The organism is Bradyrhizobium sp. MI1.11 (assembly GCF_055811255.1).
In genome coordinates this window covers 53,766-68,501 of sequence record NZ_JBVVPM010000031.1, presented here as the reverse complement: position 1 = coordinate 68,501, position 14,736 = coordinate 53,766, and the positions used below count along the sequence as shown (strand labels likewise).

Below are 14,736 nucleotides of genomic sequence, written 5' to 3'. Positions count from 1 at the left end.
CTACTCCTTGATCCCGAGGCCACGCGGCGTAATCCGAGCGGCAAAGCGGTTGCCCGAGCCGACTTCTGCCTGTCTGGCACGGCCAACCTCCGACGCGTTCTCGACGACTTTTATTGTGATACCGGCAGCGCTTCGCGTACTGCGAAGCCGCTCGACCGTGGGCAGCGGCGCATAAATTTCCGCGACGTATTCTCCGCCGACCTTGCGGGCGACGGGACGGCAGCCGAGGTCCACATCGGCGCCATCGAGAAACGACCGGAGTTGCTCGATGCTCTTCGCCCGCAGCTCAATGCGATGCACATCATCAACCATAGCGTCCTCCTCTGGACTAGCCTTCGGGGATTGCGGCAGAGGCGTTGGTGGCTGCGCACCTGCGAGAGAAGGCGCGCCACTTCGCCGTCTCCGTTCAGCCTGGACAACCACGATATCTTCGAAGACTACTACGCTACACCGATATCGCAATCGGAGGGTGTGAACCAGCTCACACAGCCGTGACGCCGAATCTTTGCCGCGGCGAAGGCTCCAGCTTGTCCCGATCTGACTTTGATCGAGCCTTACGGCACGCCAGAAATAGTCGGCCCGCTCGTTGCCACCGCTGCATTGATCTCCCTCCTGTCGCAACTGCCGACGCGCACTATTGTGTCGCGGCAGAGTTCGCCAACGAAAGTGAACGTCATTAAAGGAGGGATTCCCTAACCCATCGCAGCAATTGGTAAGTCCGCTCAAATTGTCGCGGCCTGATAAGGGCTTGCGCGGCATGTCGAGACCAAATGGGACGATGACGAGAAGGGGTTCGGCGCGCATAATCCTGGCTGCGACCCTCCAAATGTACGCGAATTGGGACCCCGGATCGCGGATACGGAGAAGATCACAATCAACCTTGGCTATGTGGACCTCGGCCAGGTCGATCTCATGGTGCAGGAAGGGTTCTACTCGAACCGCACGGATTTCATCCGGACGGCGATCCGCAACCAGCTTGAGCGGCACGCAGAGGTCGTCAAGCAGTCGACGGCCCGCAACAGTTTGGACCTGGGGCTGCGCAACTATGCCCGCGTCGATCTCGAACGAGCGCAGCGCGCGGAAGAGATGCTGCACATCAAAGTTCTCGGCCTGGCGACCATCGATCAAGACGTCACGCCCGAGCTGGCCCGCGCCACAATCGCCTCGGTTTCGGTGCTCGGCGCCCTTCATGCCAGTCCCGCGGTCAAGGCCGCTCTCGCCGACCGAACGAGGTGAAACGATGCTGAATCCAGACATGGTCAGCGAAGCGACTCGCCTCACACGTGCCGGCCAACTGGTCGAAGCCACTGCACTGCTGCAGCGAATGCTGCGCGGCGGTGGTGCCCCCGCAGCGACAAGGGGGAATGCTGTGCCTGTCTAGCGTGCGAGGCTCGAGCCGCCGACACTCGACCTGAAGGCCGACGCGGTCGAGGAGAGCGAGAGCGGGCTGTCCACGCAAGCCACCCCTGCCAAACGACATAAAGGCCTCGTGCCCCTTGGCGGCATGAAAGATCTTTCCGGCTTCAGCCTGCCAGGTCCGGTCGGGCGCGCTCCACTGTCCAAGGCGGATATTGCACCGGACGGCACAAGGTTCGTCGCTGCCACCTTCAGCAACGCGGCGGGAAGTCGGACCTACAAGCTGTTCATCCCCAGCCGCACTGATGGAGGACCCCGTCCCCTCATCGTCATGCTTCATGGCTGCACCGGACGATTTCGCCGCCGGCACCCGGATGAATTTTCTGGCGGACGAGCGGAATTGCTTCGTTGTCTATCCGGAGCAGCCACGCGGAGCCAACCATGCGAAATGCTGGAACTGGTTTCGCACGGGGGACCAGCGGCGGGATGGCGGGGAGCCTTCGCTGATCGCCGGCATTACCCGCCAGATCATGCGGGAGCATCCTATCGATCCCAAGCGTGTCTACGTCGCAGGCCTGTCGGCCGGCGGGGCCGCCGCGGCCTTCATGGGTGCGACGTATCCCGACCTATACGCCGCCGTCGGCGTTCACTCCGGGTTGGCCTGCGGGGCTGCCAGCGACCTTCCGTCCGCACTGGCCGCTATGCGGCAGGGCAGCGCTGGACCGATCGGGACGGCTGGCGCGTCGGTGCCCACCATCGTCTTCCATGACGATCACGATACCACGGTGCATCCGAGCAATGCTGACCGGATCCTCCGTGGGCCGGGCGAGACGAAGATTCTTCGCGGGCGAGTACCTGATGGGCACGCGTATACCCGCACCATCCTCGCCGATGCAGATGGCTTGGACATGTCCGAGCACGGGAGCGTCCACGGGGCCGCCCATGCCTGGTCGGGAGGCAGTCCTGCCGGGTCCTACACGGATCCGCGCGGGCCGGACGCGACCAGGGAGATGCTGCGTTTCTTCCTCGAGCATTCGCTGGCAAGCTTCACGCGGAGATAGGGCGCGGCCTGAATTCACAATCGCCGGAGTCCGGTTTGACCTAACGCGACGGAGCGACCTGCCGGTGGGAGGTCTAGTCAGGCCTCGCCCGGTCCGGAAAAAATGGAAGCCGGCGGCGTGGTGCGCGGAACCGGCAGTGGTCGTTCAGTTGCTCCGGCTCGCCCAAGGCCGCCCTTGGCATCGTACCGCTTGGCGAGATCCAGCAGACGACGTTGGGTGAACGGATCGGCCCTTCGGCGATGACACGGACCCGCTGCGCGAGGCTTTGGTAGAACACCTGCTCCATCACGCACATCACTGCCTCGAGTTGAGTGACCCGCGGTCTTGGAGTCAAGAAGCGTCGGCAAGCGCATGCAACTTTCCGCAACCGTCTTGAGATCGCGGTGGCGGCGGACGTAGACTGCCATCGCGAGGGAAAACCAGATGCCAGTGTCCGATCCGGTCCGGAAGGCGTGCCCGGCTTGCGGCAGGCCGATGAAGGGTGTGCCCGACGAACTCGCCGACCGGAAGCTGCGGTACGTCTGCACCAGTTGCGCCGACGACCCGCTGCAGGACCCGACGGCCCGCAAGTGGCGGATAGCCCGCTGCGCCCGCCGGTAAAATAGGAATTTCCCGCGACGCCGGCGCTCTGGTTATGATGCCATCGATCGCGCCACAGCCGGGATTTGCTCCTCATGCGAATACCGACAGCTGCTGTTCTCGTCGCCTTCCTGTTCACCTCGCCGGCCTCCGCAGCGACGTGCTCAGAAGCGATCGCGCATTGCAAACAGGACGGATACAGGCATCCAGACGCGGATTCGCAGTGTGCGCAGACATCCGTTCGCCGAAGCGCTCCTTTAGCGGAACAAGCTCAGTGTCACAGCTTGATAGGCGCCTCTCACACCTCTTGGAATCGCCTCAGCGCTTCGGCCTTTTTCGATAGAAAAGCCTATCGATTGCCGTTGTCCGTGAACGAATCCGCGCTGATGATAGTTTAGCCCATTGCGCTTGCCCTGCCTCGGCTCATACTAGGGAGTGGACGACGGATGACCTACGTGACAGACCGATCGAGCCCCTTGGACGAGACGATCACCATCGCGGACCTCGTTCGCGATCCCTATCCAATCTACAAGCGCTTGAGGCGCCAAGCGCCCGTGTTGCGGGTCAAATCAGTGGGCCGCACGTTTCTCACCAAGGCCGCTGACACTAAGTACGTCAAAGACAATCCAATCTTGTTCAGCTCCAATGATCCGAACACGCCCATGAGGCGCGCCTTTCTTGCGCATACGCTGATGCGGAAGGACCACGAGGAGCACCGGAGCGAACGCATGGCTATGATGCCCGCCTTGATGCCGAAGACAATTGAATCTGTCTGGGCGGCGCTATATGCGGACCTCGCGGAGGGGTATCTCGACCGTTTGCCGTGCGGCGAGGTTGTTGATCTGTTTCCAGAGATCGCGGGGCCCCTTGCTGCACGGATTCTGGCGCATGCTATGGGCGTTCCGGATGCGAGCGATGACGACATGCAGCGGTGGTCGCAGATGCTGATTGACGGTGCCGGCAATTTCGGCTGGACGCCCGGGCCTTTCCAAGCAACCGACATCGCCAACGCGGAGATGGATAGATGCATCCGGGCCAATGCTGAACGGGTGCGAGCCGAGCCGGACTCCTCCGCCCTTTCCTTCATGGTGAATGCAAAGAAACCGATTCCGGAAAGCCAGATGATCGCCAACGTGAAAATCGCGATTGGCGGCGGCATCAACGAGCCGCGCGACGCTCTGCTGACGGTCCTCTACGGCCTTTTGACCAACCCCGATCAGCTTGAGGCCGTGCGCGCAGAGGGCAAATGGCGCGCAGCCTTCGAGGAAGGAATCCGATGGGTGGCGCCGATCCAGGCCAGTTCACGGCTTGTAATGGAGGACACGGAGATTCGGGACTACTTCATCCCGAAGGGCGAAACCGTCATGACAATCCAGGCCTCCGCCAACCGGGACGAGGAGGTCTTCCAAGACGGTGAAAACTATAACGCCCTTCGCGAACCCAACCCTCACCAGGCGTTTGGGAATGGCCCGCATCATTGCGCGGGCGCGCACCTCTCGCGGCGAACTGTGGGGGACATCCTCCTACCGCTGCTGTTCGATCGCTTCCCTAAAATGACCTTGCCTGATCCAGTGAGTGTGCGTTGGCACGGATTCGGTTTCCGCGGTCCGCTCAATCTGCCGGTTCTGCTGCAGTAGCCTCCTAGCCGGCCTGCAGCCGCATTCGACACAGATAAAGCGGACAAAGCTCTTGGTGGGACACTTCGCCGGTTTTGTCCGAAGAGAGATAGAAGGCTCCCGGGCAGGCTCCCGAGCTAACTCGCGGGACCGCTAGGTACCAATTGGGGCCCCCGCAGCTCGAAGCTCGAGATCAGCGGACTCCAATTACGTCGCCGCCCGCAATAGCTGAACGTTCGGTATACGTAGCAATCGATCCAGGAAAATCGCGGTCTCCTGAAGCGCGACGGCAGCGCCGGGGCAAGGGCTGGGGGCCATCACCAAAGCTCAGGAGGCTGTCTGGAGCTTTACTCGCTTATAGATCGCCCCCCCGGACTCTGAACGGAAAGCTCGCCGACAGACTGCACTAGCCGTGGAATATCAGCCGGGATCTCCCGTGCGAGTAGTCCCAGTTGTCCGTTACGCTTCACCCACCTGCGTCCGGCTTTGCCGTGAAGCAAGACGGCCCACGCGTCCGCCACTAAGGGCGGGGCGCCGCGGGCAGCCAAGCCAGCGATGATTCCAGCCAAAACGTCTCCCGATCCGGACGTGCCGAGAGCAATGGGACCTTGCTCGAGGCAGAGTTCTTCTCCTTCGGGCGAAACGACGTGTGTGCGTCCTCCCTTCATGGCGACGACGGCATCGAGCATGCGCGCCGCGGATAACGCCGCAGCGACGGGATCGGCCTCGATTTCCTTCTTGTCCATCCGCAGAAACTTCGCCATCTCTCCCGAATGAGGAGTAGCGATCGTGTTCCGTGGGACGTGAAGGCGGAAGCATCGAGAACGAAAGCCGGCCTGGTGGCACCACCGATGAGTTCGGCTCGCAATTCCGCTATGGGTGCCTCGTCGATGAGGCCGGGACCCATCAGGACCGCATCGGCTTCCTTTGCGAGATCGACCAGGCGAACCGAATTCGACGGGTCATCTCGCCGCTGCCATCGGGTTGACTATCCCTTCACTCGGCCAGTTCGCATGCCCCGCGTTAACCCTGTCTTTGATCTTCTCCCATAGCAGCGCTTCCCGGTTCACCTCTGCCGCTAAGCGGCCTTATTGGACCTTTGCAATCGTTCTTGATTTCTGAAAGCTCATTTCTAAGAGGATTTGAGTGAGGTTTCTCGTTCGGAGAGCGTGAAATCAGATGAGGGTGGCTCTCTTCCTAGTTGGCCTCGGTACACTCGCCGTGATGGAGCTCGAGGCGCCGCCGCGCATCACAGAGCCTGCGAACGAGCCGCCGGCTCTGGCAACCGTCGGATTACGTCCCTCACACGATACACTGACCAAGGCAGACCGGCTCGAAATTCCGCGATTCGAAGCGCCACCGCAGCCACTTTCCTCGAGCGAACTAAAGAATCCGTCGGACCACATTCCGATCGTTGCACGAGCACATTCGAAGATCATCGAGCAGAAGGGCAACGCAAGCGGAAAATCCGCGATCATGCTGCCCAGACCTCGGCCCTGGCACGGAATTTCCAAGGCAAGCGCAGGCGCCAGTCGCACCAAACCGGTCGCGGAGGCGAAGCCGTGCCTGTCAGGTGCCTTCGATGGCGTCTTGAAAGCATTGAACCTGCAGACGCGATGCCAGACCTAGCGCACGGATACCTCTGCGTTGGAGCGACAGCCGACCCGCGGCTCCCGCCGCATGTGTCAGGGCAAATACGCCGTGCCGGGGAAATCCGACCGCCTCGCCCCGACGAGCGTGGATCCGTTGTCGCCGCGCGGAAGTGGTTGTCCGCGGAATCCATCACGCTCGTTGTTGGACTGGCAATCGGCCTGGCGTTCGTCGCAAGTTTCGTCCTGGTTCGCGATGCTCAGTTGAAGGGGAAATCGATCGACAGGGCGGCTGCGAAGGCATTGGCCGAGCGAATTATCATAGCCGAGTCCAACGGTGACCCGAATGCAAGGAACAAGCGGTCGAGCGCCACTGGCGCCGCCCAGTTTCTCGATGATACGTGGATCGAAGCCGTTCGAAGGCACCGACGCGATCTGATCAAGGGCCGCTGCGACAAGGAAGTCTTGGACTTGCGCGGAGATGCCGAGCTTACGCGCGAGGTTGCCGCACGGCTGGTCGAGCAACATGCCGCGATGCTGACCAAGCGCGGTCTGCCGGTCACGCCCGGTTCTCTCTACCTCGCCCATTTCGCGGGACCGGCGGGAGCCGTGGCGCTATTTTCCGGTGCAGAAACTGCCGATGCTGCTTTAGTTATGGCCGCCGCTGACATGACGGGTCGAACCACGCGCGAAAAGCTGGTCAACGCGAACGCGTTCCTCAAGGCGGTGACCGTCGGCGATATCAAGAGCTGGGCCGATCGCAAAATGGCAGTAGGCACTCGGCCTGGCCGTTAGCGGCTCAGATAACTACGCGATTTTGCGGTCGCGAAGCTCTCGGCTGGAAGCCAGCTCGCTAGCCGATCCATCGCGTTCAGGACGGCGCTCCTCCTGGCGTCGGACCTTGCGCGCAACAGAGCGGGAGCGCCTCCGCCGCCGGCGCGGCTGCGCCCTACCGGCGCCGCGCCAACACGCCGGCATGTCGGATTGCAGCTGGTCGACGCCAAACAGGGGAACCATCGGGCAGCCCCCCGCTGAGCTCCGTTGCTACGGCGACCGAAGAACCCTTCCCGCATCCCAGTGTAAACGAGTCCGAAAGTCATGTAGCTATCCGCTCTGGCATTTGAGCGACAGAAAATATTGCGTCAGCTTCTGCGGCTTGAATCAAATCACTCGCGCGCTGAAAGGTGGCACACAAAACCGCGCGCCCACTTCCGCCGGGGCCATCGGACAGTCGCTGATCGCCAGGAAGCATATCCTTGCCTCGCCTCCGGGCCGGGCGACCCGCATCAGATAGAATGCCGCGACCACAAAGACGGCGGCAGCGAACACCAGCTTGGCGGCTAGGAAACCCACGGCAGCCAACGTCGCGAGGTCGGGGCGCATCCCGAGCAAAGCGAGCGCAATGCAGACGGCGAAAGCTCCGCCGATGAGCAAGGCAGCAGTGAACCCGCGCCCAATCATCGTCCGGTCGACTGGTCGGGCATTGCGTGCGAGAGCGTCATCAGATCTTCGGTCCTGCGCGTCTCTCTGCCGATGAGCGCCGCCAGCGCCTTCAATCCGCGATGGATGGTGATCTTCACGTTTGATTCCGACATGCAGTACCGAACTGCCGTTTCGGCGACGCTCCTACCTTCGAGTTTCACAGCCGCGATCGTCAGGCGGGTCACTTCCCGCAAAAGGGAGGAAGACACCAGTTGGTTCCTCTCGGACGTTGGTGGACGCGATGTGAAATTTGGAGGCCGCGCAGAATATCGGGACCTCAGATGGACAGCCGGGCCGGTTCCTTTCGACAAGGCGCTGCGCCGTCGATAAGGGCGGGATGGTCTAACTTCAGACAATCGCCACAAATTTCACCGACAATCAGTCTTCACGAAGGCCGCTATGTCCCAGTATTCACTCGATATTGCGTCAGCGTGGTCAAGATGCTCGGCGAGCTCCATGGCATCCACGGCGAGCTCGACATCCATGTTGCCCTTGACCGCCATTCCAGCCCGCGACCCTGACGCATTAATTAATAGAACGCGACAGCAACTCTTTTCTCTTTACGCCAGACAACCGCGCAGCGGCGCCGGTCACCGTCGGGAATAACAGTCAGAGCAAATTCGTCGGGAATTTTTTCGTCTGCAGCAAGATCGAGGGCTGCACCGAACGCAGATATGCTGCGAATAGTGCAATCTGTTTTCGAACGGCCGAAGCTGATCAAGCCTAGTCTGGTAACTTGTTTCGAATGAGGGTTCTTCTCATCCATAGTGTCCTCCAAGGTCCGAGGAGCGCAAATCCATGGGCAATGATTCGGCGGCGATAGTGCGTACCCATCAATCTCACCGAAGAGTTGGTTCACAATTTGATTAGCCAATTCGCTTTCAACGCCCTGTCGGCAGCGGCAGGGGCTTGCTTTCCTCAAAGAAAATCTCGCAGCCGAGCGATTTCGGCTATCTGTTCTGCGGACAGCACGGCCGTAACAAGTTGCGTTTGCGGAGCAGTATGTATCTCGTAGAGATGACCTTGGCTGGCAGGCTTCGCTAGGAAAGCTCGGATGCATGCGTCCAAAGTGCCCTCGAATACAAGGTAAGAACTAACCGATGCCGCTGCGCGTTGGTTTCCAAGTGAAGGCCATTTTTTTAGTGCTGCTGCGGCAGTGAAGTCGATGCGCACGCGCTGCTTCGAGCCGACCAGTGCCCCTGACGCGCCTCTCCGGCGATCCGCCGATTCCGTTCTTTTCGAAGCTCTAATCATTCGGCCAATCAAAGCCTGATGGGCCAAGGTCCCGACCGCAATGATTGCGCTCTAACTTTTCCGGCTCGGTCAATAATAATTTTAGGAACTCCACCCTCGGTGCTGCGGAACTTGGACCAAACTGAGCAGCAATATCTGCGCTGGGGGCTTTCATGGCCAAGGTTTCAAGTTTGCCTATGTCGTGTTCGTTCGGAGGGCGGATGTTGCGTTGGGTCATTGTCCTCTCCTCCCGATCCACATGGTCCCCTGCAGGATTTTCCAAAAGATTGGAGTGCCGGAGCCGACAATGGCGCGAAACATTAAATGTCACAATTAAATTTGAGACTTATTATCACATTATAATCCAATAATAAAGTTAATAATCCGTCTGTGATGCTCGAAAAATCACAGGCTTCCGAAAAATCTCGCCTGCGCGTCTTGTCCAGCGAGTACAGGGCATGCCCTCCGCTCAAGCACTCGAAGAAACGGCTCCCGCATTCGGGGGGCGAAGCAGGAATGCTGGAGTCGCTTCTCCGCGATCCTTGTGCGTTCATCCGGCGCAATTGCTCAATTATAATCCAACATTAAATAGATCGCTAGATTTAATACGGCTTGTATCCTTATTTAATTGTTATGGTCGCCGCGCCACCGTGGACCATTTCACGTCAAGATGCCCGACAATCTGTGGTAGGCCCCCAGTCACACCACGCTCACCGCGTACAGAAGACCGTTTCTATGTCCGAACCTGCTGCACTCGCCGGGGCGATCTCGAGCACGCCGCCAAATAGGCCATTGAACCCCGCGGCGGAGATCGTCGGGAGGGTCAAGGCGTTGTTGGTCGCCATGGATTTTCTCGACGCCGCGGCCCACGAGCTGCGTGCGGCGGCCTCGAAAGGATATTCACCTGGGCAGCACCTTGGTTGGTGTGACCGACGAGAGCGACTGATTTAAGGATATGACCGACATAACAGTTCGAGGCCTTTTCGGTTTGCCGCGACCGCGATACGGTCATCGAAGAACTCGAGCGGCAGAGTCCGCGGCAGCGGGATCCGAACGCAGGGAGTGACCGCGATGGCCATCGCCTATCCCGTGGCGTTCCGTTCGTCATGGCCGACGACGGCGTCGCGCCGGCGAAGCTTTGGAGGGCCTAAGCGCCAACGCCGCGGTCATGCGCGCCGAAGCGCTCTCCCGGAAGAGCCAGGCTGCGACGGCGCGGTCGCCTTTTTCGCGGACCGGAGACCCGTCGAGCGGCGATTTTGGCGACGCCAAGGTGATCGGGAAGTTCGGCGAGGTGCCGGACGATCTCAGTACGCTGTGATCGACACGAGCCACGATCATTCCTCGCTCAGGGCGGCGGCATCTCCCGGAACGAGCGGGCTCAGCACGGTCTCGATCTGCGCGAGCAGCCTCTCGATTTCCTCGCGGGCCCGATCTGGGCCTTGCTGGTCAGAGGCGGCACTATCAGGCGCCGGCTACAATGCTGAAATCCTAATCTCAAGAGCTCTCCGGCGGAAGAAGAAAGCTGCCGAGGAGGCAAGGTGCAAATCTGGATGACCTCCGAATGACGTCATTCCCGGTAGCAATCAGACCGCCTGACCCAGTGCGCTTCGAGCGCGAGAAATTGATTGGGCGATTGCTTCCGCGGATATCATCGTGGCCAGCGGCCAGGCGCCGCGTTCACAGGCCGAACATATGACCGCACCGTCATCCCTTGTTCAACCAGAAAAAGATCTTGCAGCCCGGGCCGTTCCACATATGGGTCAGAGCCAAATTTCAAGCCGAGTGACAGTCTTGCTCTTCATGAAGACACGCTCCAGGAATTGGACCGAGAGCGTACCCGGGGTCTCGTCGACATAAATGGCGCTCTCTGTCCGGAAGCAGGACAGGCGATCTTATGATCGCGCACTTACAAACCTTAGACCGAAGGGCTTGAGATCACCGTACTCGCGAGTGCTCGGCATGGACGTCCAAAATGCTCGCTCCATTCAGGTTTCGCGGAACGCGCGGGAGAAGCTGTCGAGGATAGGCTTCATGATGTACTCGAAAAACGTACGCTCTCCGGTCTTGATGTAAACGTCCGCGGGCATCCCGGGCGTCGGGATGAATTCAGGCATTCGTCTGAGAACATCATCCTGGTCCAGGCGCACCCGAACGACGTAGAATTCGCGACGCGTGTCAGCGTCGGTACGGGTTTCGGTCTTCGCCTGCACTTGCTCCGCCAAGGCGTCCGCTGACACGTAGATGACGCTCGCACCGACCATCGGCGTGATGCGCTGGTTGAGTGCCGACAGCCGCACCAGCGCCTCCTGGCCAACGCTCACATGCGAAATGTCCTTGGGATTCAGATGCGCCTCGATGATGCGCTCGTCGCCAATCGGGAGGAGCTCTAGGATCACGGCACCAGGAGAGACGACGCCGCCCGGTGTATGGAAGTTGTTCTTCACCACAATACCTCGGACTGGCGAACGAACATCGATCCGGTCAACCACGTCCTGCGCAGCACGTATTTGCTCGTCAACGTCGTCCAGCTCCGCCTCGGTTTCGCGCAGCTCCTTGGTCCCGTCGCGGAGCGCCGTCGCGTGCAGCTGGGCTATTCTTTCGTTCGCCTGAGCGATCCGCTCCTTCGAATCGGCGATGCGGCCAAGATACTCGCCGAGCTCACCCCCGAGACTCGCCTCTGAGCGTCGCAACGCCAGCACATCCGACTTGCGGACCAGCTGCTGGCCAAGAAGCGAATTCTTGTCCTTCAGTTCTTCGGCGAACAAGGCAATACGCTCTTTGGTCGACTGAACTTGCGCCTGATATCCGCGGATGCTTTCCTCCAGCCCAGCGATTTGCTTCAAGAGTACGCTTTCCTCGCTCACCCGACTAGCCCGGCGCGCCTGAAGCTCGGCACGTTGCCGCTCAAGAATCGCTTTGATTTCTGGATCACGAGCGTTCTCGCTGAATTCGGCCGGAGTTTCGATTGCATCCGAAGAGCTCAGTTCAGCTTCAAGACGCGCCTTCATGGCGAGCAGTCGACACTTCTTCAAAACCAGCCGTTTCAGCTTGGCGTTGGCAGGGGTATCATCCATGCGAACGAGGACCTGGTTGGCCTCGACGAGATCTCCGTCCTTGACCGCAATCTCGCGGATGATGCCGCCCTCGAAGTGCTGGACTAACTTGTTCTGCCCGGTAGCCACGAACGTGCCCGAAGCCACGACCGCACTGTTGAGTGGGGCGACTGCAGCCCAAACGCCGAAACAGCCGAGCCAAACAACTAGGATGGCGAGGCCGGTGAAGATGGGCCATTTGGCGCTCAGCGGAACACCGCGGTACCACTCGCCGATGTCGTCCTTTACCGCTCTCATGCTGTCCTCCCGCGCTGGTCACCCGCCCGAGGATTCGATGCGTTGCGGCTGCACCGGCTCATCAACGCCGGCCCTGCCGGGGGACCGAACCAGGCGATGCAACACCTCGCTCGGAGAGCCGAATGCTTCCGCGCGTCCGGCCCGCAGTATGAGCACTTTGTCAACACTGTTCAGCAGCGCCGGGCGCAGGGTTACGACCACCGCCGTGACCCCCCGCCTTTTGGCGCGCTGCAGGGTCTCGGTCAGAGCCTGCTCCCCCGCCGCGTCGAGATTCGAGTTCGGCTCGTCGAGCACGACAAGGGACGGATTACCGAAGAAAGCCCGGGCGAGCGCGATGCGCTGCTTCTGTCCTCCCGAGAGCGGCCCGCCACTGCGGTCGAGCACGGTCTCGTATCCTTGCTTCAACTGGCAGACCATGTCGTGAATTCCCGACAACATCGCCGCCTCATAGATGCGCTCGTCGGGCAAGTCGTCGCGCATGCGGCAGATGTTCTGCTTGATGGTCCCGGGAAATAGCTCGACCTCCTGGGGCAGGTAACCGCTATATTCCCCGAACTGGCGGCGATCCCAGTTGCGCAGCTCCGTTCCGTCCAGCCTGACCTTGCCGGCTGTCGGCACCAGACAACCCACCAGAATGCGCGCGAGGGTCGACTTGCCCGATCCGGACGGTCCGACAATGGCCAAAGACTCTCCGGGCGCGAGGTCGAGCGACACACCATTGAGCACCGGCTCCTTCGAGCCGGGCGGCAAATACAAGACCCGATCAACGCTCAGGCGCCCTTGCGGTCTGGGCAAGCGCAGCTTAGGCCCCTCGCGCTGGAATGACTCAACCGCCTGCTTGACGTGGGCATAGGCCGATCGCGCCTGAACGCAGCTGCGCCATCCCTCAATCAAGCCCTCGAGCGGCTGCAGGGCGCGGCCGGCAATGATCGAAGCCGCGATCATCATGCCCCCCGTGATCTCGGCGTGGAGGGCCAGATAGGCCCCGGTGCCGAGGATCGTGATCTGGGCCACGAGCCGGACGAATTTCGACGCACCGCTGATCCAGAAATTCCGGTCAAGGGCCTGGCTCTGCACCGTCAGTGCTGGCGCCTGCCGGCGCCCCCAGTGGAGAATGCTTTCGCTCAGCATTCCCATCGCATTGATCACCTGCGAATTTCGCGCCAGCGACTCGGCCGCCGCATCGGCCTCGGCGGCATACAGGCCTGCCTCGCTCAGACGCTCCGAGGTCGCTTTCTGGTTGATCAGCGCAATCAGTGCGAGGACCAAGCCCGATACGACTGCGATCCAGCCAAGATGTCGATGAACGAGGAATATGACTGCGAAGTAGAGGGGCGAGAGTGGCGCGTCCATCAGTAGAAGCATGATAGGGCTCGAGATGAAGCCCCGCACCTGGTGAAGGCTGCGGATCGCCTGGATGGTTCCTCCCTCGCCGGCCCTGGCGTTATTGATGCTGCTCGCCAGCACTGCGCCGCCAAGCACCGCTTCCATCTTGGTCGCAAGACGCCCCAGCACCTGTCGACGTAGAATGTCCACGATGGAGAGGATACCGATGAACGTCAGCGCGAGAGCCGAGAGCATCAGCAGTGTCTCGAGACTACGGCTCGTCAGCACGCGATCGGATATTTGAAAGAGATAGATCGGCAACGTGAGCATCAGCAGATTCACAACGACCGAAAATGCTGCGACCGCTATGAGGTTGATGCGCGCGACCGAACGCCAGGCGGCCAGCGCGTTGACAGGTCCGACGTAGTCGCGGGCCTCGCCGCCGGGTGCGACCCGAAGTTGAGCCCCGGAGTTGGTGCGCGGCGGACAGTCCAGTGTCTCGACAGCTGCCATGTTTGCCTCCCACTAGAGGATGGCATCATGAGTCCCGACATGATCAATCGAAGTATTATCCAAGATGTCGGGAGGCGGCGGCGCGGGTTTTTGGACGTCGGCAGCCACCGGCGCTGAAACGTCTTGAGCCGATGCGGCGTCCCCCTGAGACGCGGCAGTCTGGGAGGGCGCGATGTCGCTGCTGAGCGTGACGCCGTAATCTGTATACTGGGTTCCGTTGAACAGCGAATCTGCCGGAGGCGGTGGCGCATCGTTCAACGCGATCACATCGTTCGCGACGGCGGTCGTCGCCGCGGCATTTGATTTGTCCGTCATGACGTTCTCCGGGGCAGTGGTGGCGGATCCCGAACTCTCGATCGGTGCGTCAGCGGTGGTGGCGAGCGCAAGAAGCGTTTCGGCCGATCCAGGAGTTTGAGCGCTGCTGGTGTCCGGCACGGCCGGCTCTCCCGGTTCGGTCGCGGGGTTGCTGAGCGTGTCTCCGGCGCTGGTGAGCACCGGCTCGGCCGTGTTAGCGGCCGGTGCCGCAACCGCCAAAGCATTGCCAGCCACGCTGGCGGTGTCGGCCGGTTGCGACACCTCGCTGGTCGGATCGGTCAGCGCGGCAGCTGTTGTGGTGAGCACCGGCTCGCTC

General features: G+C 61.0%; 14 protein-coding genes and 5 pseudogenes. 7 read left to right on the top strand and 12 right to left on the bottom strand.

Features of this window, described 5'->3' with window-relative positions; translation table 11 throughout:
- A complete protein-coding gene (locus tag AC0L30_RS27460) occupies positions 1–312 on the bottom strand; it encodes a hypothetical protein (RefSeq protein WP_157158668.1) in 312 nt (103 codons plus the stop codon).
- Positions 313–837: 525 nt separating this feature from the next.
- On the opposite strand from AC0L30_RS27460, the gene AC0L30_RS27455 reads away from it, so the two are divergent.
- Both AC0L30_RS27455 and AC0L30_RS27450 read left to right on the top strand, forming a co-directional pair.
- Positions 838–1,236 carry a hypothetical protein gene (locus AC0L30_RS27455; RefSeq protein ID WP_007601801.1) on the top strand — a complete coding sequence of 133 codons (399 nt, stop codon included), beginning with the start codon at positions 838–840 and terminating at the stop codon, positions 1,234–1,236.
- 4 nt (positions 1,237–1,240) lie between these two features.
- Positions 1,241–2,417: pseudogene (locus AC0L30_RS27450) on the top strand (extracellular catalytic domain type 1 short-chain-length polyhydroxyalkanoate depolymerase).
- A 77-nt stretch (positions 2,418–2,494) separates the two neighbouring features.
- On the opposite strand, the pseudogene AC0L30_RS27445 reads toward AC0L30_RS27450, so the two are convergent.
- Positions 2,495–2,703, bottom strand: a pseudogene (locus AC0L30_RS27445) (hypothetical protein).
- 739 nt (positions 2,704–3,442) lie between these two features.
- On the opposite strand from AC0L30_RS27445, the gene AC0L30_RS27440 reads away from it, so the two are divergent.
- Positions 3,443–4,633, top strand: coding sequence for a cytochrome P450 (locus AC0L30_RS27440; protein ID WP_007601798.1), 1,191 nt, complete (start codon positions 3,443–3,445; stop codon positions 4,631–4,633).
- A gap of 326 nt (positions 4,634–4,959) precedes the next feature.
- Here AC0L30_RS27440 and AC0L30_RS27435 read toward each other — a convergent pair whose 3' ends face one another.
- A complete protein-coding gene (locus tag AC0L30_RS27435) occupies positions 4,960–5,376 on the bottom strand; it encodes an NAD(P)H-hydrate dehydratase (protein ID WP_051058487.1) in 417 nt (138 codons plus the stop codon).
- Between the two features lie 32 nt (positions 5,377–5,408).
- Here AC0L30_RS27435 and AC0L30_RS27430 point away from each other — a divergent pair, with 32 nt between their 5' ends.
- The 3 genes from AC0L30_RS27430 to AC0L30_RS27420 all read left to right on the top strand — a co-directional run bounded on the left by AC0L30_RS27430 (position 5,409) and on the right by AC0L30_RS27420 (position 6,996).
- Complete coding sequence (locus AC0L30_RS27430; protein WP_051058486.1) at positions 5,409–5,600, top strand: hypothetical protein; 192 nt, start codon at positions 5,409–5,411, stop codon at positions 5,598–5,600.
- A 191-nt stretch (positions 5,601–5,791) separates the two neighbouring features.
- Positions 5,792–6,241 (top strand): hypothetical protein, encoded by a 450-nt coding sequence (locus AC0L30_RS27425; protein ID WP_473405642.1) that lies wholly within the window; start codon positions 5,792–5,794, stop codon positions 6,239–6,241.
- Between the two features lie 263 nt (positions 6,242–6,504).
- Entirely contained in the window at positions 6,505–6,996 is a 492-nt protein-coding gene (locus AC0L30_RS27420) for a lysozyme family protein (protein WP_473405641.1), read from the top strand.
- Between the two features lie 366 nt (positions 6,997–7,362).
- Here the strand turns inward: AC0L30_RS27420 and AC0L30_RS27415 are convergent, their stop codons facing one another.
- The 6 genes and pseudogenes from AC0L30_RS27415 to AC0L30_RS27390 all read right to left on the bottom strand — a co-directional run bounded on the left by AC0L30_RS27415 (position 7,363) and on the right by AC0L30_RS27390 (position 9,761).
- Positions 7,363–7,662 carry an NrsF family protein gene (locus AC0L30_RS27415; RefSeq protein ID WP_007601793.1) on the bottom strand — a complete coding sequence of 100 codons (300 nt, stop codon included), beginning with the start codon at positions 7,660–7,662 and terminating at the stop codon, positions 7,363–7,365.
- Positions 7,659–7,877: pseudogene (locus tag AC0L30_RS27410) on the bottom strand (hypothetical protein); the annotation flags it as partial. The pseudogene AC0L30_RS27410 and the gene AC0L30_RS27415, both read right to left, overlap by 4 nt.
- 216 nt (positions 7,878–8,093) lie before the next feature.
- A pseudogene (locus AC0L30_RS27405) lies at positions 8,094–8,213 on the bottom strand (LabA-like NYN domain-containing protein); the annotation flags it as partial.
- Positions 8,213–8,449, bottom strand: a complete 237-nt coding sequence (locus AC0L30_RS27400) for a hypothetical protein (RefSeq protein WP_007601788.1) — start codon at positions 8,447–8,449, stop codon at positions 8,213–8,215. The pseudogene AC0L30_RS27405 and the gene AC0L30_RS27400, both read right to left, overlap by 1 nt.
- Positions 8,450–8,929: 480 nt before the next feature.
- Entirely contained in the window at positions 8,930–9,154 is a 225-nt protein-coding gene (locus AC0L30_RS27395) for a hypothetical protein (protein WP_157158667.1), read from the bottom strand.
- A 472-nt stretch (positions 9,155–9,626) separates the two neighbouring features.
- On the bottom strand, positions 9,627–9,761 hold the full coding sequence (locus tag AC0L30_RS27390) for a hypothetical protein (RefSeq protein WP_007601784.1): 135 nt from the start codon (positions 9,759–9,761) through the stop codon (positions 9,627–9,629).
- A 323-nt stretch (positions 9,762–10,084) separates the two neighbouring features.
- On the opposite strand from AC0L30_RS27390, the gene AC0L30_RS27385 reads away from it, so the two are divergent.
- Positions 10,085–10,234 (top strand): hypothetical protein, encoded by a 150-nt coding sequence (locus tag AC0L30_RS27385; RefSeq protein WP_371261353.1) that lies wholly within the window; start codon positions 10,085–10,087, stop codon positions 10,232–10,234.
- Between the two features lie 667 nt (positions 10,235–10,901).
- Here the strand turns inward: AC0L30_RS27385 and AC0L30_RS27380 are convergent.
- The 3 genes and pseudogenes from AC0L30_RS27380 to AC0L30_RS27370 form a co-directional block, all read right to left on the bottom strand.
- Positions 10,902–12,266 carry an HlyD family type I secretion periplasmic adaptor subunit gene (locus AC0L30_RS27380; RefSeq protein WP_007601781.1) on the bottom strand — a complete coding sequence of 455 codons (1,365 nt, stop codon included), beginning with the start codon at positions 12,264–12,266 and terminating at the stop codon, positions 10,902–10,904.
- An 18-nt stretch (positions 12,267–12,284) separates the two neighbouring features.
- Entirely contained in the window at positions 12,285–14,105 is a 1,821-nt protein-coding gene (locus AC0L30_RS27375; protein WP_007601780.1) for a type I secretion system permease/ATPase, read from the bottom strand.
- Between the two features lie 12 nt (positions 14,106–14,117).
- Positions 14,118–14,736: pseudogene (locus tag AC0L30_RS27370) on the bottom strand (hypothetical protein); the annotation flags it as partial.